Source organism: Sphingomonas sp. (genome assembly GCF_025362505.1).
GTDB lineage: Bacteria > Pseudomonadota > Alphaproteobacteria > Sphingomonadales > Sphingomonadaceae > Sphingomicrobium.
Map to the genome: position 1 here is coordinate 1 of NZ_JANYGG010000058.1, position 21,342 is coordinate 21,342.

The 21,342-nt window shown below is 65.9% G+C and carries 24 protein-coding genes; 9 read left to right on the top strand and 15 right to left on the bottom strand.

The genetic code is table 11. The annotated features are described in order from the left end of the window. Together sucD and mdh are read right to left on the bottom strand one after the other, a co-directional pair. Positions 1-650: succinate--CoA ligase subunit alpha (sucD, locus tag Q0R27_RS04630; protein WP_293941473.1), on the bottom strand; the 650-nt coding region annotated here is incomplete at its 3' end. Next, complete coding sequence (gene mdh, locus Q0R27_RS04635; RefSeq protein ID WP_293941476.1) at positions 647-1,612, bottom strand: malate dehydrogenase; 966 nt, start codon at positions 1,610-1,612, stop codon at positions 647-649. The genes sucD and mdh, both read right to left, overlap by 4 nt. A gap of 205 nt (positions 1,613-1,817) precedes the next feature. Here mdh and Q0R27_RS04640 point away from each other — a divergent pair, with 205 nt between their 5' ends. Next, a complete protein-coding gene (locus Q0R27_RS04640; RefSeq protein ID WP_293941479.1) occupies positions 1,818-2,291 on the top strand; it encodes a hypothetical protein in 474 nt (157 codons plus the stop codon). A 58-nt stretch (positions 2,292-2,349) separates the two neighbouring features. Here the strand turns inward: Q0R27_RS04640 and Q0R27_RS04645 are convergent, their stop codons facing one another. The 6 genes from Q0R27_RS04645 to Q0R27_RS04670 all read right to left on the bottom strand — a co-directional run bounded on the left by Q0R27_RS04645 (position 2,350) and on the right by Q0R27_RS04670 (position 9,134). Continuing rightward, positions 2,350-3,777, bottom strand: a complete 1,428-nt coding sequence (locus Q0R27_RS04645) for a M20/M25/M40 family metallo-hydrolase (RefSeq protein ID WP_293941482.1) — start codon at positions 3,775-3,777, stop codon at positions 2,350-2,352. Positions 3,778-3,845: 68 nt separating this feature from the next. After that, positions 3,846-4,961 carry a cell division protein ZapE gene (gene zapE, locus Q0R27_RS04650; protein WP_293941485.1) on the bottom strand — a complete coding sequence of 372 codons (1,116 nt, stop codon included), beginning with the start codon at positions 4,959-4,961 and terminating at the stop codon, positions 3,846-3,848. Then, positions 4,958-5,386, bottom strand: coding sequence for a PaaI family thioesterase (locus Q0R27_RS04655; protein WP_293941488.1), 429 nt, complete (start codon positions 5,384-5,386; stop codon positions 4,958-4,960). The genes zapE and Q0R27_RS04655 overlap by 4 nt, the downstream gene beginning before the upstream one ends. 67 nt (positions 5,387-5,453) lie before the next feature. Next, on the bottom strand, positions 5,454-6,233 hold the full coding sequence (locus Q0R27_RS04660) for a succinate dehydrogenase iron-sulfur subunit (protein WP_293941490.1): 780 nt from the start codon (positions 6,231-6,233) through the stop codon (positions 5,454-5,456). A 59-nt stretch (positions 6,234-6,292) separates the two neighbouring features. Further along, positions 6,293-8,434, bottom strand: a complete 2,142-nt coding sequence (locus Q0R27_RS04665) for a prolyl oligopeptidase family serine peptidase (protein WP_293941493.1) — start codon at positions 8,432-8,434, stop codon at positions 6,293-6,295. Positions 8,435-8,483: 49 nt separating this feature from the next. Next, positions 8,484-9,134, bottom strand: coding sequence for an MOSC domain-containing protein (locus tag Q0R27_RS04670; RefSeq protein ID WP_293941496.1), 651 nt, complete (start codon positions 9,132-9,134; stop codon positions 8,484-8,486). A gap of 63 nt (positions 9,135-9,197) precedes the next feature. Here Q0R27_RS04670 and Q0R27_RS04675 point away from each other — a divergent pair, with 63 nt between their 5' ends. After that, positions 9,198-9,416 carry a hypothetical protein gene (locus tag Q0R27_RS04675; RefSeq protein WP_293941498.1) on the top strand — a complete coding sequence of 73 codons (219 nt, stop codon included), beginning with the start codon at positions 9,198-9,200 and terminating at the stop codon, positions 9,414-9,416. A 48-nt stretch (positions 9,417-9,464) separates the two neighbouring features. Here the strand turns inward: Q0R27_RS04675 and Q0R27_RS04680 are convergent, their stop codons facing one another. Next, entirely contained in the window at positions 9,465-10,094 is a 630-nt protein-coding gene (locus tag Q0R27_RS04680; RefSeq protein WP_293941501.1) for a murein L,D-transpeptidase catalytic domain family protein, read from the bottom strand. A gap of 437 nt (positions 10,095-10,531) precedes the next feature. Here Q0R27_RS04680 and rpsU point away from each other — a divergent pair, with 437 nt between their 5' ends. After that, positions 10,532-10,741 (top strand): 30S ribosomal protein S21, encoded by a 210-nt coding sequence (gene rpsU, locus Q0R27_RS04685; protein ID WP_293941504.1) that lies wholly within the window; start codon positions 10,532-10,534, stop codon positions 10,739-10,741. A gap of 125 nt (positions 10,742-10,866) precedes the next feature. Next, the gene (locus Q0R27_RS04690) at positions 10,867-11,370 is read left to right on the top strand and encodes an FKBP-type peptidyl-prolyl cis-trans isomerase (protein WP_293941507.1); all 504 of its coding nucleotides are present in this window, start codon (positions 10,867-10,869) and stop codon (positions 11,368-11,370) included. On the opposite strand, the gene Q0R27_RS04695 is transcribed toward Q0R27_RS04690, so the two are convergent. Genes Q0R27_RS04695 through pyrE form a run of 5 tightly spaced genes read right to left on the bottom strand, consistent with a single transcriptional unit; the run spans position 11,367 to position 15,077 of the window. Further along, a complete protein-coding gene (locus tag Q0R27_RS04695; RefSeq protein ID WP_293941510.1) occupies positions 11,367-12,467 on the bottom strand; it encodes an AI-2E family transporter in 1,101 nt (366 codons plus the stop codon). The genes Q0R27_RS04690 and Q0R27_RS04695 overlap by 4 nt on opposite strands. A 3-nt stretch (positions 12,468-12,470) precedes the next feature. Then, a complete protein-coding gene (lepB, locus tag Q0R27_RS04700; protein ID WP_293941513.1) occupies positions 12,471-13,364 on the bottom strand; it encodes a signal peptidase I in 894 nt (297 codons plus the stop codon). After that, positions 13,361-13,771, bottom strand: a complete 411-nt coding sequence (acpS, locus tag Q0R27_RS04705) for a holo-ACP synthase (RefSeq protein WP_293941515.1) — start codon at positions 13,769-13,771, stop codon at positions 13,361-13,363. Before acpS ends, lepB begins: the two co-directional genes overlap by 4 nt. Then, positions 13,768-14,496, bottom strand: a complete 729-nt coding sequence (locus tag Q0R27_RS04710) for a pyridoxine 5'-phosphate synthase (protein WP_293941518.1) — start codon at positions 14,494-14,496, stop codon at positions 13,768-13,770. Before Q0R27_RS04710 ends, acpS begins: the two co-directional genes overlap by 4 nt. After that, positions 14,493-15,077, bottom strand: a complete 585-nt coding sequence (gene pyrE, locus Q0R27_RS04715) for an orotate phosphoribosyltransferase (RefSeq protein WP_293941521.1) — start codon at positions 15,075-15,077, stop codon at positions 14,493-14,495. Before pyrE ends, Q0R27_RS04710 begins: the two co-directional genes overlap by 4 nt. Before the next feature lie 185 nt (positions 15,078-15,262). Between pyrE and coxB the strand changes: the two genes are divergently transcribed. Both coxB and ctaD read left to right on the top strand, forming a co-directional pair. Beyond that, complete coding sequence (coxB, locus tag Q0R27_RS04720; RefSeq protein WP_293941524.1) at positions 15,263-16,384, top strand: cytochrome c oxidase subunit II; 1,122 nt, start codon at positions 15,263-15,265, stop codon at positions 16,382-16,384. An 11-nt stretch (positions 16,385-16,395) separates the two neighbouring features. Continuing rightward, positions 16,396-18,087 carry a cytochrome c oxidase subunit I gene (ctaD, locus tag Q0R27_RS04725; RefSeq protein ID WP_293941526.1) on the top strand — a complete coding sequence of 564 codons (1,692 nt, stop codon included), beginning with the start codon at positions 16,396-16,398 and terminating at the stop codon, positions 18,085-18,087. Positions 18,088-18,927: 840 nt separating this feature from the next. Here ctaD and Q0R27_RS04730 read toward each other — a convergent pair. Beyond that, a complete protein-coding gene (locus Q0R27_RS04730; RefSeq protein WP_293941529.1) occupies positions 18,928-19,539 on the bottom strand; it encodes a peptidylprolyl isomerase in 612 nt (203 codons plus the stop codon). 86 nt (positions 19,540-19,625) lie between these two features. Here Q0R27_RS04730 and Q0R27_RS04735 point away from each other — a divergent pair, with 86 nt between their 5' ends. Genes Q0R27_RS04735 through Q0R27_RS04745 form a run of 3 tightly spaced genes read left to right on the top strand, consistent with a single transcriptional unit; the run spans position 19,626 to position 21,308 of the window. Next, positions 19,626-20,552, top strand: a complete 927-nt coding sequence (locus Q0R27_RS04735) for a heme o synthase (protein ID WP_293941532.1) — start codon at positions 19,626-19,628, stop codon at positions 20,550-20,552. A 4-nt stretch (positions 20,553-20,556) separates the two neighbouring features. Continuing rightward, positions 20,557-20,754: a hypothetical protein gene (locus Q0R27_RS04740; protein ID WP_293941566.1), complete on the top strand. Its 198-nt coding sequence runs from the start codon at positions 20,557-20,559 to the stop codon at positions 20,752-20,754. After that, the gene (locus Q0R27_RS04745; RefSeq protein ID WP_293941536.1) at positions 20,751-21,308 is read left to right on the top strand and encodes a cytochrome c oxidase assembly protein; all 558 of its coding nucleotides are present in this window, start codon (positions 20,751-20,753) and stop codon (positions 21,306-21,308) included. Before Q0R27_RS04740 ends, Q0R27_RS04745 begins: the two co-directional genes overlap by 4 nt. Positions 21,309-21,342: the final 34 nt, after the last annotated feature.

Consider the following 21,342-nt stretch of genomic DNA (forward strand, 5'->3'; position numbering starts at 1 on the left):
TCCTCTTCCGCCGCGCCGCCGATCTCACCGATCATGATGATCGATTTCGTCGCCTCGTCGGCCATGAACAGTTCGAGCACGTCGATGAAGTTGGTGCCGTTGACCGGATCACCGCCGATCCCGACCGCGGTGGTCTGGCCGAGCCCCTCGTTGGTGGTCTGGAACACCGCTTCATAGGTCAGCGTGCCCGAGCGCGAGACGACCCCGACCGAACCCTTCTTGAAGATCGAACCCGGCATGATCCCGATCTTGCACTCTTCGGGGGTCAGTACGCCAGGGCAGTTGGGTCCGATCAGGCGCGACTTCGATCCCGACAGCGCGCGCTTGACCTTGACCATGTCGAGCACCGGGATGCCTTCCGTGATGGTGACGATCAGCGGCACCCCCGCATCGATCGCCTCGAGGATCGAATCGGCGGCGAAGGGCGGCGGGACATAGATTACGCTGGCGGTCGCGCCGGTCTTCGCGACGGCTTCCGCGACCGTGTCGAACACGGGCAGGCCGATGTGGGTCGATCCGCCCTTGCCGGGGGTGACCCCGCCAACCATCTGCGTGCCGTACGCCAGCGCCTGCTGGGTGTGGAACGTCCCGGTTTCGCCGGTCATTCCTTGCGTGATGACCTTGGTATTGCGGTCGACGAGGATGCTCACTTGCCGAGGCTGCCGTCGATCGCGATGCACGCGTCGAGCAGTTCCTTGACCGCGTCGACGCTGACCTTGAGGCCGGCCTTGTCTTCGTCGTCGAGTTCGATCTCGACGATCTTCTCGACCCCGCCCGCACCGATCTGGACCGGCACGCCGACGTAAAGCCCGTCGAGGCCGTACTGGCCGTCGATCCACGCCGCGCAGGGGAGGATGCGCTTCTGGTCATTGAGGAACGCCTCGGCCATCGCGATGCCGCTTGCCGCGGGGGCGTAGAAGGCCGAGCCGGTCTTGAGCAGCGCGACGATTTCGCCGCCGCCGCCGCGCGTGCGCTTGACGATCGCGTCGATCTTTTCTTGGCTCGACAAGCCCATCTTGATAAGGTCGGGGACTGGGATGCCGTTGACGGTCGAGTAACGCACCACCGGGACCATCGTGTCGCCGTGGCCGCCAAGCACGAAGGTGTTCACGTCGCGAACCGACACGCCGAACTCGTCGGCGATGAAGTGGCTGAACCGGGCGCTGTCGAGCACGCCGGCCATGCCGACGACCATGTGGTGGGGAAGCCCCGAGAACTCACGCAGCGCCCAGACCATGGCATCGAGGGGGTTGGTGATGCAGATGACGAACGCACCCGGCGCGTTGGCCTTGATCCCCTCACCGACCGCCTTCATGACCTTCAGGTTGATGCCGAGCAAATCGTCGCGGCTCATGCCCGGCTTGCGGGCAATTCCGGCGGTGACGATGATCACGTCGGCCCCGACAATATCGGCATAATCGTTCGATCCGCTGACCCTGGCGTCGAAGCCTTCGACCGGGCCGCATTGCGACAGGTCGAGGGCCTTGCCCTGAGGCACGCCTTCGACGACGTCGAACAGGACGATATCGCCCAATTCCTTCTGTGCCGCGAGGTGGGCGAGCGTACCGCCGATGTTGCCGGCGCCGATCAGGGCGATCTTCTTGCGGGCCATGCGGGTCGTGCCTTTCGGAATCTGATTTGCGCGCGCCGGCGACGGGATCCCGAAGCGCGGATTAAGGATGCGGCGCCCGCTTAGCCGCCTCGTCCGGGCGGGGCAACCGCTCGCGTTGTCGCGCGAAGGGGAACGATCGGGGGCGCCTGTTGTTCTGTTACTGACTGGGCAACAATCATGCCCGCACACTACCAGGAGCAATCCGATGAAGATTATTCTCACCCTCGCCGCCGCGGCGGCCGTGGCGCTGGCCGCCACCCCGGCGCTGGCCGACAAGGGCGGTCATGGCAATGACAAGGACAAAAGCGGCCAAGAGTGGAAGCATGGCGACGACCGCAACGACAGCGATCGCGGTTATCGCGACACGCGCTATGGCGACCGCAACCACGGCTATCGCTACAGCAGCGGCTATCGCCATGACGGTTATCGCTGCCCGCCGGGCCTCGCGAAGAAGCATAACGGCTGCATGCCTCCGGGTCAGGCGCGCAAGTGGGCGCAGGGTTCGCGCCTGCCCTACGGCTACAACAGCTACACGCCGTACAACCAGCTCCCGCAGCGCTACGTCGACCAGTATGACCTGAATCCGAACAACCGCTACATCTACCGCGACAACATGATCTACCAGGTCGATCCCAGGACCTCGATCATCGAGCGGATCCTGAGCGGGCTCGTCCGCTAGGCCGTCAGGATGAAATGAAGAGGCCGCCCGGTTTGCCCCGGGCGGCCTTTTTCATGCTCTATTTCCCGGCAAGATCGCTCAGCAGCAGCTTCCAGTGAACGACGTTCTCGGTCAGCGACTTGACCGGTATCCGCTCGTCCTTGCCGTGGGCGCGGAAATCGGTGGGAACGACGACCATCGTGCCATTGGCGCCATAGACGGGCACGCCGGCGACGCGGAACGGGCGGGCGTCGCTCGCCCCCGTCGACATTTGGGGGAACACCGTGAAGCCCGGATGCAGCGTCGTCACTGCGTTAGTGAAGGCGGCGACCACATCGGGGCGAAGCGGCGAGGCGATGCTGGAGACATAATTGTCGTTGCGCGTCACCACGACCGTCGGGTCGGCAACGATCCGTGCCAACTCAGCCTGGATGGCGTTGGGATCGATCCCGGGAAAGATGCGGCAATTGATCATCGCGGTGGCCAGCTGGGGCAGCGCATTGTCGGCATGGCCCGCGAACAGGCGGGTCGCGACGCAGCGGGTGCGGGTCAGCCCGACCTCCTTCTCGTCGGCCTCGATCACGTCGGCGGCCTGGCCGTCATTCGGATTGGCGAGCCAGGCACGCATGGCGTTGCCGAGCGAGCCCTTCTCCATCTTCGCCCGCGCGGCGAAATAGGCGCGCGTGGTTTCGTTGAGCATCGGTTCGAAGCGAAAGGCTTCGATCTTGTCGAGCGCGTGGGCGAGGCTGTAGATCGCATTGTCCTTGCGCGGCTTCGACGAGTGGCCGCCGCGGTTGCGCACGGTCAGCGTGTAGCCGGCGAAGGTCTTCTCGGCGGTCTGGACGGTGAAGCCGACCGGCGTACCGTCGGCAAGGACCCCGCCCCCGCCGCCATCGGCATTGAGCCCGAACTCGGGGTGGCCGAGCAGGTCGAGCCATTCGCTCGCGCCTTTTTCGGCGCCGATACCGTTGGTTTCCTCGTCGCCGGTAAACAGCACGACGATGTCGCGCTTGGGTTTGAACCCGGCCGCGCGGAGGTCGATCAGAGCCTGGGTGACGCCAGTGATGCCGTCCTTCATGTCGATCGTGCCGCGGCCGTAATAATAGCCGTCCTTTTCGGTCAGCACGAACGGATCGGTGGTCGAATCCTCGCGCTTGGCCTCAACCACGTCCATATGGCCCATGAGCAGGATCGGCCGTGCCTTGGGCGTGCCCGCCGCGCGCCAGCGGACGATCAGCGCGGCGGTGTCGTCTTCGCCGGTGGTCGCGCTGCCGGTGTGGTAGGGCATGACGTGGACGTCTGCGGCTGGGAAGCCAGCGGCGATATACTGGTCGGCTAGGTACTGGGTCATCGCCGGTGTCTGGTGGCGGCCGATGACCGTTGGCATGTTGACGATCTTTTCGAACATGGCGCGGGTCGCGGCGGCGCGGGCGGGAGACAGGGCCGGCGCGGCGGCGAGCGTGGGGGCGGCGGTGGCGGCGAGCAGGGCGGCGAGGAGAAGACGCATCGGGCGGTCACTTTCGTTAATGGATGGCGAAGATTAGCGCGTTCGGTGGGCTTGTCGATGGGGGCGGATTAGCCCGTTTGGCCGTGCCCTTCGGCCAGATAGTCAGCGCTTTGCATTTCTTCCAGCCGGCTGACAGTGCGCTGGAACTCGAACTGGCCGTCGCCGACGGGGTAGAGGCCGGCGGGTTCCGCGTTGGCGGCAGCGAGCAGCTTCACGCGCTGTTCGTAGAGCTGGTCGATCAGCGTCACGAACCGTGCCGCCTCGTTGCGCATCTCGGCCGTCATGACGGGGATGCCGACGATGAATACCGTGTGGAAATGGTGGGCGATGGCGAGATAGTCGGCCGCCCCGCGCGGCTCGCCGCACAACCGCTTGAACGAGAAGACGGCGACCCCCTTTAGGCTCTTGGGCACGTGGAGCGTGCGGCCACCGCTGACGTCGAGCGCTTCGATCGGGACATTGGCGCGGTCCTCGACCGGATAGTCGGTCAGGCGGAAGAAGGCGTCGCTGAGCGCGGCACTGGCGGCGGGGCCGTTGGGGACGTGCCAGGTCTCGACCCCCTGGAGGCGGTCGAGGCGGTAGTCGGTCGGGCCGTTGAGCGGGACGACCTCGAGCCGCGCCTGGAGCAGCGCGATGAACGGCACGAACAGCTCGCGGTTGAGGCCATCCTCGTAGAGGTCGGCGGGCGGGCGGTTCGAGGTGGTGACAAGCTTGACCCCCTCGTCGAGCAACGCGGTGAACAGTCGCGACATGATCATCGCGTCGGCGCTGTTGGTGACCATCATCTCGTCGAAGCAGAGAAATCTGACCTCGTCAGCGAGCTGCTTCGCGACCGCGATTACCGGGTCGCCTTCCTCGGTCGCGCGGGCGGCGCGGAGGCGCTGGTGGACGTCGAGCATGAACGGCGCGAAGTGGGTGCGGCGCTTGGGCGTAATCGCGATGTTGGCGAAGGCGAGGTCCATCAGCATCGACTTGCCGCGCCCGACCCCGCCCCACAGATAGACCCCCGCGCAGCTATCGTCGCGGCGTCTTGGAAAACGGCCAAACAAGCGGTCGAGCAGGCGCTGGGGGCGGGCGGCGGCGAACCGCTCGAGCGCGTCGACCGCGCGCGCCTGGTCGGCATCGGGTTTGAGCTCGCCCGCCGCGACCAGCGCGCGGTAGGCGGCGGCGAGCGGTCCGCTCACGTCCGGTCGCGAATGCGCTTCAGCGTGCCGGTGAAGCTGTGGGTCGGCTGCCCGCCCTGCTCGCAATGACCAGCCATGAAGACATGCCCGCCGCGCGTCTGCCCGACCATGCGAACGAAGGCGTCGAGCGGCTCGCCGGCCATCGTCCGCGCGATGAAGTGCGTCGCGCAATCGAGGGTGACGTAATGCCCCGGTTCGCGCCCGACGATCCGCCCGCCGGAAAAGATCGCCATGTCGATGAAGGTCATCACCGCACCGCCGTGAATCGACCCGCCGAAGTTGAGCATCAACGGCGTCGGGTGCATCCGCACCTGCACAACGCCGCCACCGGCATCGCGATAGTGAAGCGGTCCGATTGCGCTGGCGAAGCACCCAGCCGGGGTATCCCCCAAACCAAGCCAGCCTTCCCCGTCGAGATCGCTCAAGCCGCGCGCTCGGATTTTTGTCGGTCGCGACCCGTCAAGCGGCTCGCTCCTTGTCCGTCGCGACCCGTCAAGCGGCTCGCTCCGCGATCAGTTTCTTCGTCTCCGCGATTGCCTTGGCGGGGTTGAGACCCTTGGGGCAGGCGTTGGCGCAGTTCATGATCGTGTGGCAGCGATAAAGCCGGAACGGGTCCTCGAGCTGGTCGAGGCGCTCGCCGGTCATCTCGTCGCGGCTGTCGGCGAGCCAGCGATAGGCTTGCAACAGGATCGCCGGGCCGAGGAAGCGGTCGGCGTTCCACCAGTAGCTCGGACACGAGGTCGAGCAGCAGGCGCACAGGATGCACTCGTAGAGGCCATCGACCTTGGTGCGGTCCTCGGGGCTTTGCAGCCGCTCCTTGCCCGACGGCGGCGGCGACGCGCTTTTCAACCACGGCTGGATCGAGGCATATTGCGCGTAGAAATGGGTGAAGTCGGGGACGAGGTCCTTGATCACGTCCATGTGCGGCAAGGGCGTGATCCGCACTTCGCCCTTCAGATCCTCGATCGCGGTGGTGCAGGCGAGGCCATTCTTGCCCGCCATGTTCATCGAGCACGACCCGCAAATCCCCTCGCGGCACGAGCGGCGGAAGGTCAGCGTCGGATCCTGCTCATTCTTGATCTTGAGGAGCGCGTCGAGCACCATCGGCCCGCATTTGTCGAGGTCGATGGTGAAAATGTCGTAACGCGGGTTGGCGCCGCTCTCCGGGTCATAGCGATAGACTTTGAACGACTTCAGCCGCGCGCCCTGGTCGGGCCTATGGGCCATGCCCTTCTTGATGACGCTATTCTTGGGAAGCGTAAATTCGGCCACGGACGGCTCCTGCAGAGGTTAAGGGGCGGCTACCATGTGGGAAGCGGCGTTTCAAATAACTACTGGCCTTTCGTCGACCCGGGCTCGACCGGATCCATCAGCTTGCGGGTAAGATAGATCATCTCGAGCGCGTTGGTGCGAGCGGTCTGGCGCAGGTTGGCGCCGGCCGCGTGGCCGCCTTCGGTATTCTCGTAGAAGTAGAAGGGCAGCCCCATTTCCTCCATCCGCGCGGCGAACTTGCGCGCGTGTTGCGGGCCGACGCGGTCGTCCTTGGTGGTGGTGAAGATGAACGGCTGGGGATAGGCGACCCCCGTGCGCAAATTCTGGTAGGGCGAGGTCTTGTCCCAGAAGGCCCTCACCGCGGGATCGGTGACGCTGCCATATTCGCCTTCCCACGACGCGCCGGCGGCAATTTTCGAGATGCGAATCATGTCGAGCAGGGGAACGTCGATGATTACCGCGTTCCACAGCTCGGGGTGCTGGGTGAACTGGACCCCGGTCTGAAGTCCGCCGTTCGAGCCGCCGCTGATACCAAGGCGACGCGGGCTGGTGATCTTGCGCGATATGAGGTCGCGCCCGACCGCGGCGAAATCGTCGTAAACGATCTGCCGCTTCGTGCCCAAGCCGGCCTCGTGCCACTTGGGTCCGAACTCACCGCCACCGCGGATGTTGGCGAGGGCATAAACCCCGCCCTTTTCGAGCCACAGCTTGCCGTTGGTCGACGAGTAGCTCGGGGTCATGCTGACCTCGAACCCGCCATAAGCGTAGAGCAGGGTCGGGTTGTTGCCATTGAGCGGCATGTCGCGGCGGTGGACGAGGAAGTAGGGGATCCTGGTCCCGTCGGTCGACACCGCCTCATGCTGTTCGGCGACGAGGTTCGAGGCGTCGAACTTGGCCCCCTGGCGGCGGATCTCGCGCGCCGCGCCGGTCTTTGCGTCGGCCAGCCACTGCGATGGCGGGACGAGGAAGCTGGTCACGCCAAGTAACGCACGGTCGTCGCTGCGGTTGGTGTCGACGATTCCAAGCGTGCTGTTGGCGGGGAGTGCCAGCGCCCGGCGGGTCCAGCCGGTCGCGGTCGGGGTGAAGCGCAGCAGGCGGCCACTGACGTTGTCGAGCGTCGAGACGAGCAAGCTGCCTTTGGAGGCCGACGCCTCGACCATCGCCTCGCGCGGGCCGGCGGCGTAGACCAGCGTTGGCTTGAGGTGCGCGGGGTCGGCTTTCAGCTGCGCCAGCTCGACCGAGACCAGCGCGCCGGCGGGATAGGTGCGCGTTGTCGGGCGCCAGTCCTCGCGGATCTGGATGATGACCCGGCCGGCGACCATGTCGACCGGACCCGCCTTCGCTGGAATGGCGACGCGGCGTGGCCCCTTCGCGGTCAGGATCCAGGTCTCGGCGTTGAACGTGTCGAGCGGGCGGTCGATCACCGCGAGGGTACGGTTCTCGCCGTCGCGAAGAACGTTGGGAGTGACGCCATAGCCGCCGTCGCTGGGATCGCCGCGGTAAAGTTCGACCGCTGCCGACAATGGCTGGCCGCGCTTCAGGCGCTTGACAATGTAGGGGTAACCGGTGCGGCCGAGCTCGCCCGGCGCCCATTCGCGGCTGATCAGCAGGCTGTTTTCGTTTTCCCACGCAACGCGTTGCTTGCCCTTGGGCAGCATGAAGCCGCCGTCGACGAAGCGCCCGGTGGCGAGATCGAACTCGCGCACCGTGACCGCGTCCTCGCCGCCGTCGGACAATTCGATCAGGCAGCGCCGCTCGGCCGGGCGGGCGCAGCTTGCGCTCTTCCACACCCAGTTGGCCTTCTCGGATGCGGCAAGCGCGTCGAGGTCGAGTACGGTTTCCCACTTTGGCGCCGGCGCGGCGAAGTTCGCCACGCTGGTCCGCCGCCAGATGCCGCGGACATGGTCGGCGTCCTGCCAGAAATTATAGACCTGGCCGTTGATGAATCGTCCGCCGGGCAAGCGGTCCTTGGCCTCGGCGAGTTTCAGCGCTTCGGCGAAATAGGCGGCGTAGCGCGGATCGGCCTCAAGCGCGCCGGTAGTCCTGGCGTTATGCGCCTCGACCCATTGCATCGCCCGCGGCGAGGTAAATTCCTCGAGCCAGATATAGGGATCGTCGCCCCCCGCCTCAGCCGCCATCGCAGCACCGCCCAGCCCCAACGCCGAGGCGCCAATGATCATCGCCAAAATCGCCTTGCGCATATTCGCTCCCGTGACAGTCCCGGGAGCGTTGCCGAACCGTCGCGCGGGGTCAAGCGCCCGCCAACCGCGCCGCCCGGTCGCGCCAGCCGTCGGCGAGGAGCGCAATGGTCGAGAGGTCGTGCAACGCCGCCTGCTCGCCGCGATGCCCGCCGCCGATTAACAGGCGGAACATTCGCCACACCGACCAGTCCGGAAGCGGCCGTTCGACCAGCGCGATTGCGTCCCCGGCGGCCACTTCGCCCTCCTCGATCACGCGATAGTACCAGCCGGTGCGCGCAGTCGCGACCATCGCTTTGACAACGGCGTTCGTGGAGAGATGATGCGACTGCTTCCAGCACGGCTGGCGCCCCTGCGCGATTTCAACGAGCGCGGTGCCGAGACGGAAGCGGTCGCCGAGGCAGACGTCGGTCTCGTTCCACCCGCTGGTCGAGATATTCTCGCCGAACGCGCCCGGCGCGGCGAGACGCGGAAGATCGCCGAGCAAGCCCTGCCAGCCGGGATAATGATCGCGCGGATAGTGGTGGATCGCCTTGTCGCGCCCGCCGTGGTTGGCAAGGTCGGCCTGTTCATCGCCCTCGATCCCGAGGAAGCCGATGCGGTGCGGGCCGTCGACCGGTTGCTTGGCAATGGCGCTGGTGTCGCCTTCGGGGGTGAAACCGCGGACGGTCCCGGTCAACAGCGCATCGATCGTCGTTCGCATCGAATTGCCCCCGGCGCTGGTGCGGATACCGTCCCTTAACCCCGCCCGCGTTACACGACGAGCATGTCAGTTCATGCGTTAATCGTCCACGCTCTGTGGGGCCTTTTGTTCACCGCCCTGCCGTACACCATCGCGCGGCTGTGGCTGAAGCGCATCCGCCTCCAGCGCGCGCGCTATCAATCGGCTGAGCGCTCGGTCAGGCTGCAGATGCTGGCCGACGCCAGCCTCGACGCCCGCGCGCGCGGCGAGCGGTTCGTGCCGCCAGCCGGGTGGGACGCGTAGACAATTGATTAAAGGCCGATTCACGCACTCGGCAGAAGCGCGGAACGCTTACGCCAGCTTGTCGGCGTAGATCAGGCGGCCGTTGGCGAGGCGGCTCATCACGCGCCACTGGCTGGCCCGGCTGAACGCGAAGCATCCTTCCGAACGGCCGAGCTTGCCGAAATCGCGCGCGACATTGTCTTCAGCATACCACGCGTTGTGGATGACGATCGCGCGGCCTTCGGCGTTGTTGTTGCTCCAGTCGAGGCCCTGGACCTTCATCGAGGTGCCGTACTTGCCGTCGTAGGTATCGGCGGTGACGTAGGCGCCGTTCGAGCTCGCCTCCGAGCCGAACCGGTTCGAGAAGCGCTCGAGATAGCCCGAATGGTCGGGGTCGGAGCCGCGGCCATGGGCGACGCGGTGGCTTTCGACCTGGCCGCTCATCAGGTCGATGAGGTGGAACCGCGGCTCGGCCGAAGCAACCGAGAAATCGACGACGCCGATCACGTCGCGGTGCTGGATCCACGGCCGCGAATCGAGCGCGGCCTTGGCCTTGGCGAACAGGGTTGGGTCGATTCCAGCCGGCGCGGTGGTGAGCGCGGACTTCGGCGCGAACGGCGAAAGCGGGTCGGCGATGGGCGGCGGCGTGCGGAACACGAGCGCCGGAAGGCCGACGCTGCTTGCCGTCGACGAGAGCATCAAACCGCTCGCGCCGACCGCACCCAACCTCAACATTTCACGACGATTCAATGACATGCACGCCCTCCGGTGAAGCGAACCATATAGCATGGGAAAGCTTAATTCTCGATAAGCAGAGCAACCGAAACAGAGGCTTCATCGCGCGCAAGGCTCGATTCGTCGTAATCGATGGATCGTTATCCATCTTCATCGATTCGACCGCGATGACCGGGGATGGTTAGCAATTTCATGCGATTGCCCCTCCCACTTAGACCGCCTGCATGCCTTGAAGTTTACCGCCGGCGCTGCTAGTGGCCCGCGACTGTCGTGGGTCTTGCCCCCGGCAACCAATGTTCATTGGCATCGGCAAATGCGTTCCGCGAGACGGCGGGACGAGGCGCCGATGCTGCCCGGTTTCCTCAACACGAGAGGCCGGCTACGGAGTGAAGACGAGCTTTATGCAAATCATCGTTCGCGACAATAATGTCGACCAGGCGCTGCGGGCGCTCAAGAAGAAGCTGCAGCGCGAGGGCGTCTATCGCGAGATGAAGCTGCGCCGTCACTATGAGAAGCCATCGGAGCGCCGCGCTCGCGAACGTGCCGCCGCGATCCGTCGCGCCCGCAAGCTGGAGCGCAAGCGCGCCGAGCGCGAAGGCGTGCGCAGCTAGAGCCTGATCGTTCGAGTTGGAAGCGCTCCGCGCTTCTGCCGGAAGGTAAATCAGGCTCTGATCAGAAGTTCGGCTTCAACGCCGGTTTTGGCCCTCGGGCCGTCTCTCAAGCTGACGGGGCGTCGATGACGACGATTACCCAGGTTCCGATCCAGCCGCTCAAGCGTGGCAGCGTCACCAAGCTGTGGCTCGGCATTGCGCTGTTGGTCGCGGCGGCGTTGCTGTTCGCCTGGGCCGGTGCCGGGCGCATCGTCGGGGTCCGCGTCAAGACGGTCGAGGCCGGCAAGGGCGCGGTGATCGGCATCAACGACGGGGTGATCATCGACCTCGAGGGCCGGCTGCCCAACGGCACGGTGTTCGAGACCACCAAGGGCCGCGGTCCGGCGCCGATCCTCGTCGCGCAGACCATCCCCGGCTTTTCGCGCGCGCTACAGCAGATGCAGCCGGGCGGACGCTATACGGTCCATATCCCGGCCAAGCTCGCTTACGGCGCGACGCCGCCTCCGGGCAGCCCGATCCCGGCCGACAGCGATCTCGATTTCGATATTCATGTCCTGCAAGTCGTGCCGAACGCGGCGCTGATGGCGGGGCAATCCGGACCGGGGCCGGGCAGACCGCAACCGCGCTAGATCGGCTCGCCGGGTGCGGTCGGCGGCTCGCCGGCGCGCATCCGGCTCAATTCCTCCAGCGTGACCTTGATCGCCGCCAGCACCGGGTCGGCCAACAACAGCCCGATGAGACCGAACAACGCCCCCATCACGAGCTGCGCGGCGAGCACCAGCGCTGGGGCGAGGTCGACCGTCCGCCGGGCGATGTATGGCACGACCAGATAGCCGTCGACGTTCTGGACGAAGAAATAGACGAAGATCGCCCATAACCCCTCCCCGTTCCCCGCGCTGAACCCGACCGCGACCATCAGCACGCCCGAGACGATCGCGCCGATGTTGGGAAGGAAGGCGAGCAACCCGGTGATGAGCCCGAGCAGCGCCGCCATCGGCACCCCGCCGAGGCTGAGCATGGCAAAGGTGAACACGCCTTCGAATGCCATCCCGACCAGCCGCCCGCCGAGCAACCGGCGCAGCGTCGCGCCGACGCGGTTGGTGATGACGTAGAAGTAAGTCCGGTGGCGAAGCGGCAGCATCCACGCGACACCGCGGTCGTAGAGGCGCGGCTCGGCGGCGATGAAGATACCGATGACGACGATCAAGATGGCGCTGGTCAGGGCGCCGAGCGCGCTGCCGACGGCGCTGGTCAGCCGCCCGACCGAACCGGCGATCTGCTTGCCGATGTCGAAGGACTCGCCCTTGGGCAGCAGGCCAAGCCCGGTCGCCCAGCCGAGCAGCCGTTCGCCCTGGAGCGTCACCACCGCTCGCAAAGCCTCGGCCTGCGCGGCGAGGGTCGTCCCGGCGAACCAGCCGACCCAGCCGAGGAAGGCGATCGCGCCGATGATGACGATGCCCAGCCGCCAGCCGCGGCGGATCGGCAGCACCCGGCCAAGCAACCGCGTGCCACCGTCGAGCAGGACCGAGAATACCATCCCGCCGACGATCAGCATCAGCGGCTGGGCAAGCGTGATGATCCCGACGACAACCAGCGCCATCCCGATCCACACGCTCGCGCGCTTGAACTCGTCGCGGACGGCGGGGTCGCGGAATTCGGCCGGGCCCGGCCGCTCGATGTGCGGCTCGGGCGGCGGCGTGTCGGCGCTGACCGGCCCGAGCGCCACGGCCTAGCCTTTCGTCCCGCGCAGGCTGTCGCCGGCGCGTCCCGAGCGGAGCGACTGGAACCAGCTGATCGGGTTGAGCCAGCTTGCCCCACCGTCGAGCGAGAAAGTCAGGAATTCGGCGCGCCCGCCGATATTCTCCCACGGCACCGGGCCGCCGAGGCCATTGTCGGGCGGGCCGAGCGGAAACCGGCTGTCGGCGCTGCGATCGCGATTGTCGCCCATCAGGAAGACATGGTCGGCGGTCACGGTGACCGGGCCATAATCGTCGCCCGGGCTGCGGCCGAGGTCGACCGTGTCGTAGGTCGGGCCGTTCGGCAGCGTCTCGCGGACGATCGGCAGGCGGCAAAACTCGCGCCCGTCGCTCGTCTCGACGAGGTTGCCGGGGAACTGGTCGATGTTGCACGGCGCGTTGGGATCGACCGCGATCATCGCCGAGGGACGGACCTCGGATTTCACCGGGACATTGTTGATGATCAGCCGGCCGCCGCGCACTTCGATCGTGTCGCCGGGAAGGCCGATGACGCGCTTGATATAGTCGTCGCTCTGGCCCGGGGGGGTGACGATGACGACGTCGCCGCGCGTGGGCATGGTGCCGAGCAGGCGGCCGGTCCAGTGCGGCAAGACATGAAAACTGGGCGACACCCACGACCAGCCAAAGGGATATTTGCTGACCACCAGCCGGTCGCCCTTGAGCAGGATCGGCATCATCGATTCGGACGGGATGTAGAACGGCTTGGCAATGAAGCTGTGGAAACCGAGGACCGCAAGCAGCACCCAGGCGATGCCCTTGATCTCGCGCCATAAGGCGTTTTCTTTGGGCACGGCTGGAGGTGGCGCGGCTGGCGCCTCCGCCGAGGCCGACGGCTCGACGATTTCGGCCGGGTTGCTGTCGCTCATGCACACTCCAGTTTACGCGCGTAAAGAATGACGAACGCCTGCGCCCACGGATGGTCGTCGGTCATCGTCAAATGAACCTCGATCGCGTGGCCCGGCGGGGCGAGCGCGTCAAGCCGCGCCCTGGCGCCGCCGGTCAGCGCCAGCGTCGGCGCGCCCGAGGGGGCGTTGACCACGCCGATGTCCTTCATGAACACGCCGCGCTTGAAGCCGGTACCGACCGCCTTAGAGAAAGCTTCCTTGGCGGCGAAACGCTTGGCCAGCGTGCCGGCGCGGGTGAACGGGCGGCGCTCGGCCTTGGCGCGCTCGATGTCGGTGAACACGCGGTTGAGGAAGCGGTCACCGAAGCGGTCGAGCGACGCCTGGATCCGCTCGATATTGCACAGGTCGGAGCCGATGCCGATGATCAACGCGCCGCGTCCATCAGGCTGCGCATCCTCGCGACGCTCGCCTCGAGCCCGGTGAAGATCGCCTCGCCGATCAGGAAATGCCCGATGTTGAGTTCGGCGAGCTGCGGGATGGCGGCGATCGGCGCGACATTGTCGAATGTCAGCCCGTGCCCGGCGTGGGTCTCGATGCCGTTCTTGGCGGCGAGCGCGATGGCGTCGGCGATGCGCTTCAACTCGGTCGCCCGCTCATCGCCCGACGCATCGGCGAACCGCCCGGTGTGGAATTCGATCACCGGCGCAGCCAGGCGCAAGGCGGCGTCGATCTGCCGCTCGCTGGGTTCGATGAACAGGCTGACGCGGATCCCGGCGGCGGTGAGTTGTTCGACGAACGGGCGCAGCGCGTCGAACTGGCCGGCCGCGTCGAGCCCGCCCTCGGTCGTCCGCTCCTCGCGTTTTTCGGGGACGATGCACGCGGCGTGGGGGCGGTGGGCAAGCGCGATCGCGAGCATCTCGGGCGTCGCCGCCATCTCGAGGTTGAGCGGCAGCGCGATCCTGGCCATCAGCCGGTCGATGTCGGCGTCGGTGATGTGGCGCCGATCTTCGCGCAGGTGCGCGGTGATGCCGTCAGCCCCAGCGCGCGCGGCGGCCTCGGCAGCGCGCAGCGGATCGGGATGCGCCCCCCCGCGCGCATTACGGATGGTCGCGACATGGTCGATGTTGACGCCGAGGCGCAGGCGGTTGGTCATGCCGCTGCCCTGCTCCCCGGCTTGGTCGCCGGGATTGCGGCGAGCTCGGCCGGCAGGTCGTTCGCCGCGTAGGTCGGGACGTCGAGGCGGATCAGCGGGGTATAGGGGACGCCAAGCTCGACCTTGCCGTTAGAGCGGTCGACGAGGCTGGCCGCGCCGATCACCGTGCCGCCGGCCGCCTCGATCGCGGCGATCGCTTCGCGCGACGACAGGCCGGTGGTGACAACATCCTCTACCATTAACACCTTGGCGCCGGGGGTGAGCGCGAAGCCGCGGCGGAGGTGGAACACGCCATCGGGCCGCTCGACGAACATCGCCGGCTTGCCCAGCGCGCGTCCCATTTCGTGGCCGATGATGACCCCGCCCATTGCCGGCGCGACGACCGCGTCGACCGCGTCGCGAATATCGGCGGGGAGCCTGGCGGCGAGCGCGCGGGCGAGCCGCTCGGCCCGGGCGCCGTCCATCAGGACACGGGCGCATTGCAGGTAGCGCGGGCTGTGGAGCCCCGATGAAAGGATGAAATGGCCGTCGAGCAGCGCCTCGGCGGCGCGGAATTCGGCGATAATCTCGTCTTGCGTCATTTCGTCCGGTCGATCCTCGTTGCGCGGCGTCAATAAGCGAGGGCCCGGATCGCTTCAACCGCCTTGCCGGAAAGGGTTGCAAATCGCGCTGAACAGGCGCTTGAGGAACGCGAAGGCTGCGCCTAAAAGGCCGTCGATTTCACCGGCCCGCCTTCGTTCGGCGAGCCCTGCTTGCCGGAGTGATAATGAAGATTCTGGGGATTGCGATCGCGCTAGCCGCCGCTGGCCTGAGCCCGGCAGCGGCGCAAGCGCCCGCTGCGACCACGGCGGCGGCAGCGACGGCGGCGACGACCACGGCGGTCGATCCGCACGCCGGGCACACCATGCCGATGGCCACGGCGATGCCCGCCGGCCCCGCATTGGTCGCCCCGACTCCCGGTATCGGCCAGCCCGACGGGCGCATCGGCCTGCAGGACCAGGTTACCCCGATCGGTCAGGAAGCGGCAAACTTCCACGATCACTGGCTGCTTACCCTGTGCGTCGTGATCAGCCTGTTCGTGCTCGCGCTGCTCGCCTATGCGATGATCAAGTTCCGCCGCAGTGCGAACCCCGTCCCCTCGCGCAATTCGCACAACACGGTGCTCGAGGTGGTGTGGACGATCCTTCCCGTTCTTATTCTGGTGGCGATCGCGATCCCGTCGATCAAGCTGCTGCGCCACCAATATTCGCCGCCCAAGGCCGACGTGACGATCAAGGTCGTCGGCAACCAGTGGTACTGGACCTACAGTTACCCGGACAATGGCGGGTTCGAGGTCGTGTCGAACATGCTCAAGGAAGCCAAGGACGTGAAGCCCGGCGAGCGCTTCCGCACCGACACCGACGGCCCGCCGATGCTGGCGGTTGACGAGCGAATGGTGATACCGGTCGGCCGCACGGTCAAGTTTATCGTCACCGGCGCGGACGTGATCCACTCGTTCGCCGTTCCGGCCTTTTGGACCAAGATGGACGCGGTCCCGGGCCGGCTCAACGAAACCTGGGTCAAGGTCGACCGCCCCGGCGTCTATTTTGGCCAGTGCAGCGAACTGTGCGGCGCGCGCCACGGCTACATGCCGATCGCGGTCGAGGTCGTATCTGACGCCGACTATGCCAAGTGGGTTGCGGCAAAGGGCGGCAAGATGCCCGGCGTCGGCAAGCCCGCGACCGGCCCCGATGCTACTGCGGTCTCGCCACTGTCGCCGGGCGGCACCCCCGCCGTCGCCGCGCCACAGGTGGCTTCGGCGACCCCGGCCGTCGCGGTGATTGCGCTCGGCCAAGCAGGCAAATCAATCACCGCGCCCGGTCAGGGCACGATCACCAATAATCGCTAGGGCGTAGAGTCATGACCAGCACCACCGTTCCGACCATCGACGGGCACGCCCTGCCGCTCGACGCGCACGACGCGCACGACGCGCATCACGATGCCGACCACAAGCCGGCGTTCTTCGCGCGCTGGTTCATGTCGACCAATCACAAGGACATCGGCACACTCTACCTGATCTTCGCGATCACCGCGGGGGTCATCGGTGGCGCGATCTCGGGCATCATGCGCGCCGAGCTGATGCACCCGGGCATCCAGATCCTCAATCAGGCCTGGCCGCTCGGATCGGGCACGACCAACTTCGACGAGGCGCTCCACCACTGGAACGTGCTGATCACCGCGCACGGGCTGATCATGGTGTTCTTCATGGTCATGCCGGCGATGATCGGCGGGTTTGGCAACTGGTTCGTTCCGCTGATGATCGGCGCGCCCGACATGGCCTTCCCGCGGATGAACAACATCTCGTTCTGGCTGCTCGTCCCGGCGTTCATGCTGCTGCTCGGCTCGACCTTCGTTTCGGGCGGAACGGGCTTGGGGGCCGGCACCGGCTGGACGATCTATGCCCCGCTCAGCACCTCGGGCTCGGTCGGGCCGTCGGTCGACATGGCGATCTTCGCGCTCCACCTCGCCGGCGCGAGCTCGATTCTCGGCGCGATCAACTTCATCACCACCATCTTCAACATGCGCGCGCCGGGGATGACCCTGCACAAGATGCCGCTGTTTGTGTGGTCGATCCTGGTCACCGCCTTCCTGCTGCTGCTCGCGCTGCCGGTCCTCGCCGGCGCGATCACCATGCTGCTGACCGACCGCAACTTCGGCACCGCCTTCTTCGACGCCAGCGGCGGCGGCAACCCGATCCTGTTCGAACATCTGTTCTGGTTCTTCGGCCATCCCGAGGTCTACATCATGATCCTGCCGGGCTTCGGCATGGTCAGCCAGGTGATCGCGACGTTCAGCCGCAAGCCGGTGTTCGGCTATCTCGGCATGGCCTATGCAATGGTCGCGATCGGCGTCGTCGGGTTCGTCGTTTGGGCCCACCACATGTTCACCACCGGGCTCGACGTGAACACCAAGATGTATTTCACCGCCGCGACGATGATCATCGCGGTGCCGACGGGCGTGAAGATCTTCAGCTGGATCGCAACGATGTGGGGCGGTTCGATCAGCTTCGAGACGCCGATGCTGTTCGCGATCGGGTTCATCTTCCTGTTCACCGTCGGCGGCGTGACCGGGGTCGTGCTGGCGAACGGCGGCGTCGACACCTACATGCAGGACACTTATTACGTGGTCGCGCACTTCCACTATGTGCTCAGCCTCGGCGCGGTGTTTACGCTGTTCGCGGGCTTCTATTACTGGTTCCCGAAGATGTCGGGGAAAATGCTCAACGAGCCGCTCGGCAAGTTGCACTTCTTCCTGATGTTCATCGGCGTGAATATCATCTTCTTCCCGCAGCATTTCCTCGGGCTCGACGGCATGCCGCGGCGCATCCCCGACTACACCCCGGCGTTCGAGAAGTGGAACATCGTCTCGACCTATGGCTACATGGTCACCATCGCGGGCATGGCGGTGTTCTTCGTCAACCTGTTCTGGTCGCTGGCGGCGGGCAAGAAGGCCGGCGACAACCCGTGGGGCGAAGGCGCGACAACGCTCGAGTGGACGCTCCCCAGCCCGCCGCCGTACCACCAGTTCGAGACCCTGCCCAAGATCGACTAAGCTTGAGGCGCACACGAATAAGGGCGGTCTTGCGAAGGCAAGGCCGGCTTATTCGTTGAGCCGCCGAAAGGCGGCCGACCTGCAGCAAAGTTGACAGGATCGACGTCACGGGATTTACTTCCGTGAGGGCGCTGCGCGTATAGGCACTTCTCACCCTAAGCGGACATTCGGCGCGACCCATTGCCATCGTTAGCCCACCGCCTACAAGACGCGGATGAGACCCTCGTTGGTTGCCTTCCTGCTCTCGCTAACCGGCTGTTCCCCGACTCTTCCGCTGAGCTGCACTCTGACTGACTATGATTGCAATCTCCGGGCCTATCAGCAGCAAATAGATCTGCGGCCACCTCGCTTCGAGAAAGCATCTCGTCTTGCTCGTGACGAGTGGCTGAGCCGCAACGTTGGGCACGTCGTTCGGGAGAGCGACGATTACGAAGCCTCATCCTACTTGAGAGTGCTCGCAGCCTATCCGATGCGCACGAGGCGAACGCTCTGCGCAGACCAGCACATTAAGGCCGCGCTTCAGCAGCGGGGAGCGCTAATTCGATCGCCCGAAAGCGAGGAATACGCGAGAATCCTCCAAGAGGTTGGCTGCTAAGCAATGTCCACTATCCACCCATAGCGGACATTGCAGAAAACACTGTCCTACAGCCCATGACCCGTGCCAACATGACTGCGCTCTTTCACAGCGTCGGTCAGCCTTATCCACCCAGCGGAACCGCACCTCGGCAAACATCGTCACGAGCGCGAACATGTGTGAACATTCGCATCTTTCTTCCCGCAACACTTCCGCGAAATCGCCCCCATCACCGTGAACATTGTGAACATTCGCGTTCCGCTGACCTACTTGACCCGTCCCATTCGCACGATCTTCACCGCCGGCTCTAGCATCTGCCCCTTCATCGCGCCCACCCCCTTCGTCTGGGAAATCGGGTCGCGGAAGATCTTGTCGGCAATGTCCATTCCCTCGACGACATGCCCAAACGCCGCGAATCCCGGATCGGTCGCGCTCGCGTCGAACGCCAATATGTCCTCGGTCATGATGAAGAAGTCGCTCTGCGCGCTCCCCGGCTCGAGCCGCGCCATCGCGAGCGTTCCGCGAACATTGTGCAACCCGGTCTTCGACGTCGGCTCATGCGCCACCGGCTTGAACAGCAGCTTGACGTCCGACGTAATCCCGCCCTGGATCAGCCCGCCCTTGTCATAGGGCATCGCGCGATAGAAGCTCTGGCCGTCGTAGCGGCGGGCGTCGACATAACGCAGGAAGTTGGCGACCGTCAGCGGCGCGCGGCCGCGGTCGAGCGCGACGGTGATGCGACCCTCGCCAGTCTCGATCGCGACCTTGACCAGATCCTCTTGCAGCGTGGCGGCGAGCGGCACCGGAGCCACCGTCGGCACCTGCAAGGTGACGGGAAGCGCAGCGAGCGCGGCGATGAGGGCGAATCGGCCAAGCATTTCCGCAGGCTAGCAAAGACGCCGCCCCGCGCAATGACCCCGACGCGGCTCTTTCCACCTTGGCGACATGCTTCTATGACGCGGGTGTGACCAGTGCCGACCTGACGAATCCCCCCGCGACCGAGGGTTTGACGACCGATTGGCGCGACCTCCTCGCGCTGACCAAGCCGCGCGTCATGACGCTGGTCGTGTTCACCGGATTGTGCGGAATGCTCGCCGCGCCGGTGCGGCTGCCGCTGGTGCTCGGCTTCACCGCTATCCTGTGCATCGCATTGGGTGCGGGCGCCGCCGCCGCGTTGAACCAATGGTATGAGAGCGACCTCGACGCCAAGATGAAGCGCACCGCCGCCCGCCCACTCCCCGCCGGGCGGATGGACCGCCAGACCGCGCTCCACTTCGCGGTCGGGCTCGGCGCCTTTTCGGTGCTGCTGATGGGCCTTGCGACCAACGCGCTCGCCGCCGGCATCCTGGCGTTGTCGATCCTGTTTTACGTGCTGGTCTACACGGTTTGGCTAAAGCGCCGGACCGCGCAGAACATCGTCATCGGCGGTGCTGCGGGCGCCTTCCCGCCGCTGATCGGCTGGGCCGCGGCGACGGGCGACGTGACGCTGCTCCCGGTGCTGCTGTTCGCGATTATCTTCCTGTGGACACCGCCGCACTTCTGGGCGCTGTCGCTGTTCATCAAGAGCGATTACGCCGCCGCCGGGGTGCCGATGCTGCCGGTGACGGCGGGGCTGAAGACGACCCGCCGCCATGTCGCGCTCTACACGCTGCCGATGATCGTCGCGGCGGTGGCGCCGTGGCCGCTCGGGCTGACCGGGGCAATCTACGGTGTGTCGGCGGTGGTGCTGAGCGCGCTGTTCCTCGTTCTGGCGCTGCGCGTCCTTGCCAACGATGCGACCGATCCGGCGGCGATGCGCCCCGAGAAAAACCTGTTCGCCTATTCGATCGTCTACCTGTTCGCCCTGTTCGGGGCCTTGGTCGCCGATCGATTGCTGCTCATTGGGGGGTGAGGAAATGGTCAACGAAACCGCGGACGAAGTGCGCGCGCGCCACGCCAAGCAAGCCGAGATGCTGAAGGCGCGCATGATCCGGCCCGAGGACGCGATACGCAAACGCCAGCACGAGCGGTCGATGATCACCGCGCTGCTGCTCGGCGGGTTCGTCGTGCTGGTGTTCGCGATCTCGATCGCCAAGATCAAGCTCAATTGGTGACCGCCCGCGCCGCCTCGCTCGACGCCCGCAACCGTCGGGTCGCGCTCTATGCCGCGCTGGTCGTCGCGGCGATGGTCGGGCTCGCCTTCGCCTCGGCGCCGCTTTACCGCCTGTTCTGCGAGGCGACGGGGTTCGACGGGACAACCGGCCGCGCGGCGACTGCTCCCGGCGCAGTGGCGGGCCAAGTCGGGGTGCGGTTCGATGCCAATATCGACCAAAGGCTCGCGTGGCGGTTCGAGCCCGAGCAGGAACGCGTGGTGGTCAAGCCCGGCGCGAAGACCCAGATCTTCTATTCGGCGACCAACCTTACCGCGCGCGTCACGACCGGCCAGGCGGTGTTCAACGTCACCCCGACCCAGGCGGGCAAATATTTCAGCAAGATCGCCTGCTTTTGTTTCTCCGAGCAGACGCTCAAACCCGGCGAACATGTCCGCATGCCGGTGGTGTTCTTTGTCGATCCCAAGCTGCGCACCGACCCCGATACGCGCGACATCGACGAAATCACGCTGAGCTACACATTTTACCCGGTGGAAACTCCGGCTTCGGCCCGCTAGAGGCGAAGCAGCGAAGACTAAGGGATCACGACGC

Bases quoted from the DNA above. Each gene is read 5' to 3' on its own strand.
- Q0R27_RS04675 (WP_293941498.1), top strand. From the start codon at position 9,198: ATGTCAGTTCATGCGTTAATCGTCCACGCTCTGTGGGGCCTTTTGTTC.
- Q0R27_RS04690 (WP_293941507.1), top strand. From the start codon at position 10,867: ATGACGACGATTACCCAGGTTCCGATCCAGCCGCTCAAGCGTGGCAGC.
- mdh (WP_293941476.1), bottom strand. From the start codon at position 1,612: ATGGCCCGCAAGAAGATCGCCCTGATCGGCGCCGGCAACATCGGCGGT.
- lepB (WP_293941513.1), bottom strand. From the start codon at position 13,364: ATGAGCGACAGCAACCCGGCCGAAATCGTCGAGCCGTCGGCCTCGGCG.
- Q0R27_RS04670 (WP_293941496.1), bottom strand. From the start codon at position 9,134: ATGCGAACGACGATCGATGCGCTGTTGACCGGGACCGTCCGCGGTTTC.
- Q0R27_RS04645 (WP_293941482.1), bottom strand. From the start codon at position 3,777: ATGCGTCTTCTCCTCGCCGCCCTGCTCGCCGCCACCGCCGCCCCCACG.
- Q0R27_RS04680 (WP_293941501.1), bottom strand. From the start codon at position 10,094: ATGCTCTCGTCGACGGCAAGCAGCGTCGGCCTTCCGGCGCTCGTGTTC.
- Q0R27_RS04665 (WP_293941493.1), bottom strand. From the start codon at position 8,434: ATGCGCAAGGCGATTTTGGCGATGATCATTGGCGCCTCGGCGTTGGGG.
- Q0R27_RS04730 (WP_293941529.1), bottom strand. From the start codon at position 19,539: ATGCTTGGCCGATTCGCCCTCATCGCCGCGCTCGCTGCGCTTCCCGTC.
- Q0R27_RS04710 (WP_293941518.1), bottom strand. From the start codon at position 14,496: ATGACCAACCGCCTGCGCCTCGGCGTCAACATCGACCATGTCGCGACC.
- ctaD (WP_293941526.1), top strand. From the start codon at position 16,396: ATGACCAGCACCACCGTTCCGACCATCGACGGGCACGCCCTGCCGCTC.
- rpsU (WP_293941504.1), top strand. From the start codon at position 10,532: ATGCAAATCATCGTTCGCGACAATAATGTCGACCAGGCGCTGCGGGCG.
- pyrE (WP_293941521.1), bottom strand. From the start codon at position 15,077: ATGACGCAAGACGAGATTATCGCCGAATTCCGCGCCGCCGAGGCGCTG.
- coxB (WP_293941524.1), top strand. From the start codon at position 15,263: ATGAAGATTCTGGGGATTGCGATCGCGCTAGCCGCCGCTGGCCTGAGC.
- Q0R27_RS04640 (WP_293941479.1), top strand. From the start codon at position 1,818: ATGAAGATTATTCTCACCCTCGCCGCCGCGGCGGCCGTGGCGCTGGCC.
- Q0R27_RS04740 (WP_293941566.1), top strand. From the start codon at position 20,557: ATGGTCAACGAAACCGCGGACGAAGTGCGCGCGCGCCACGCCAAGCAA.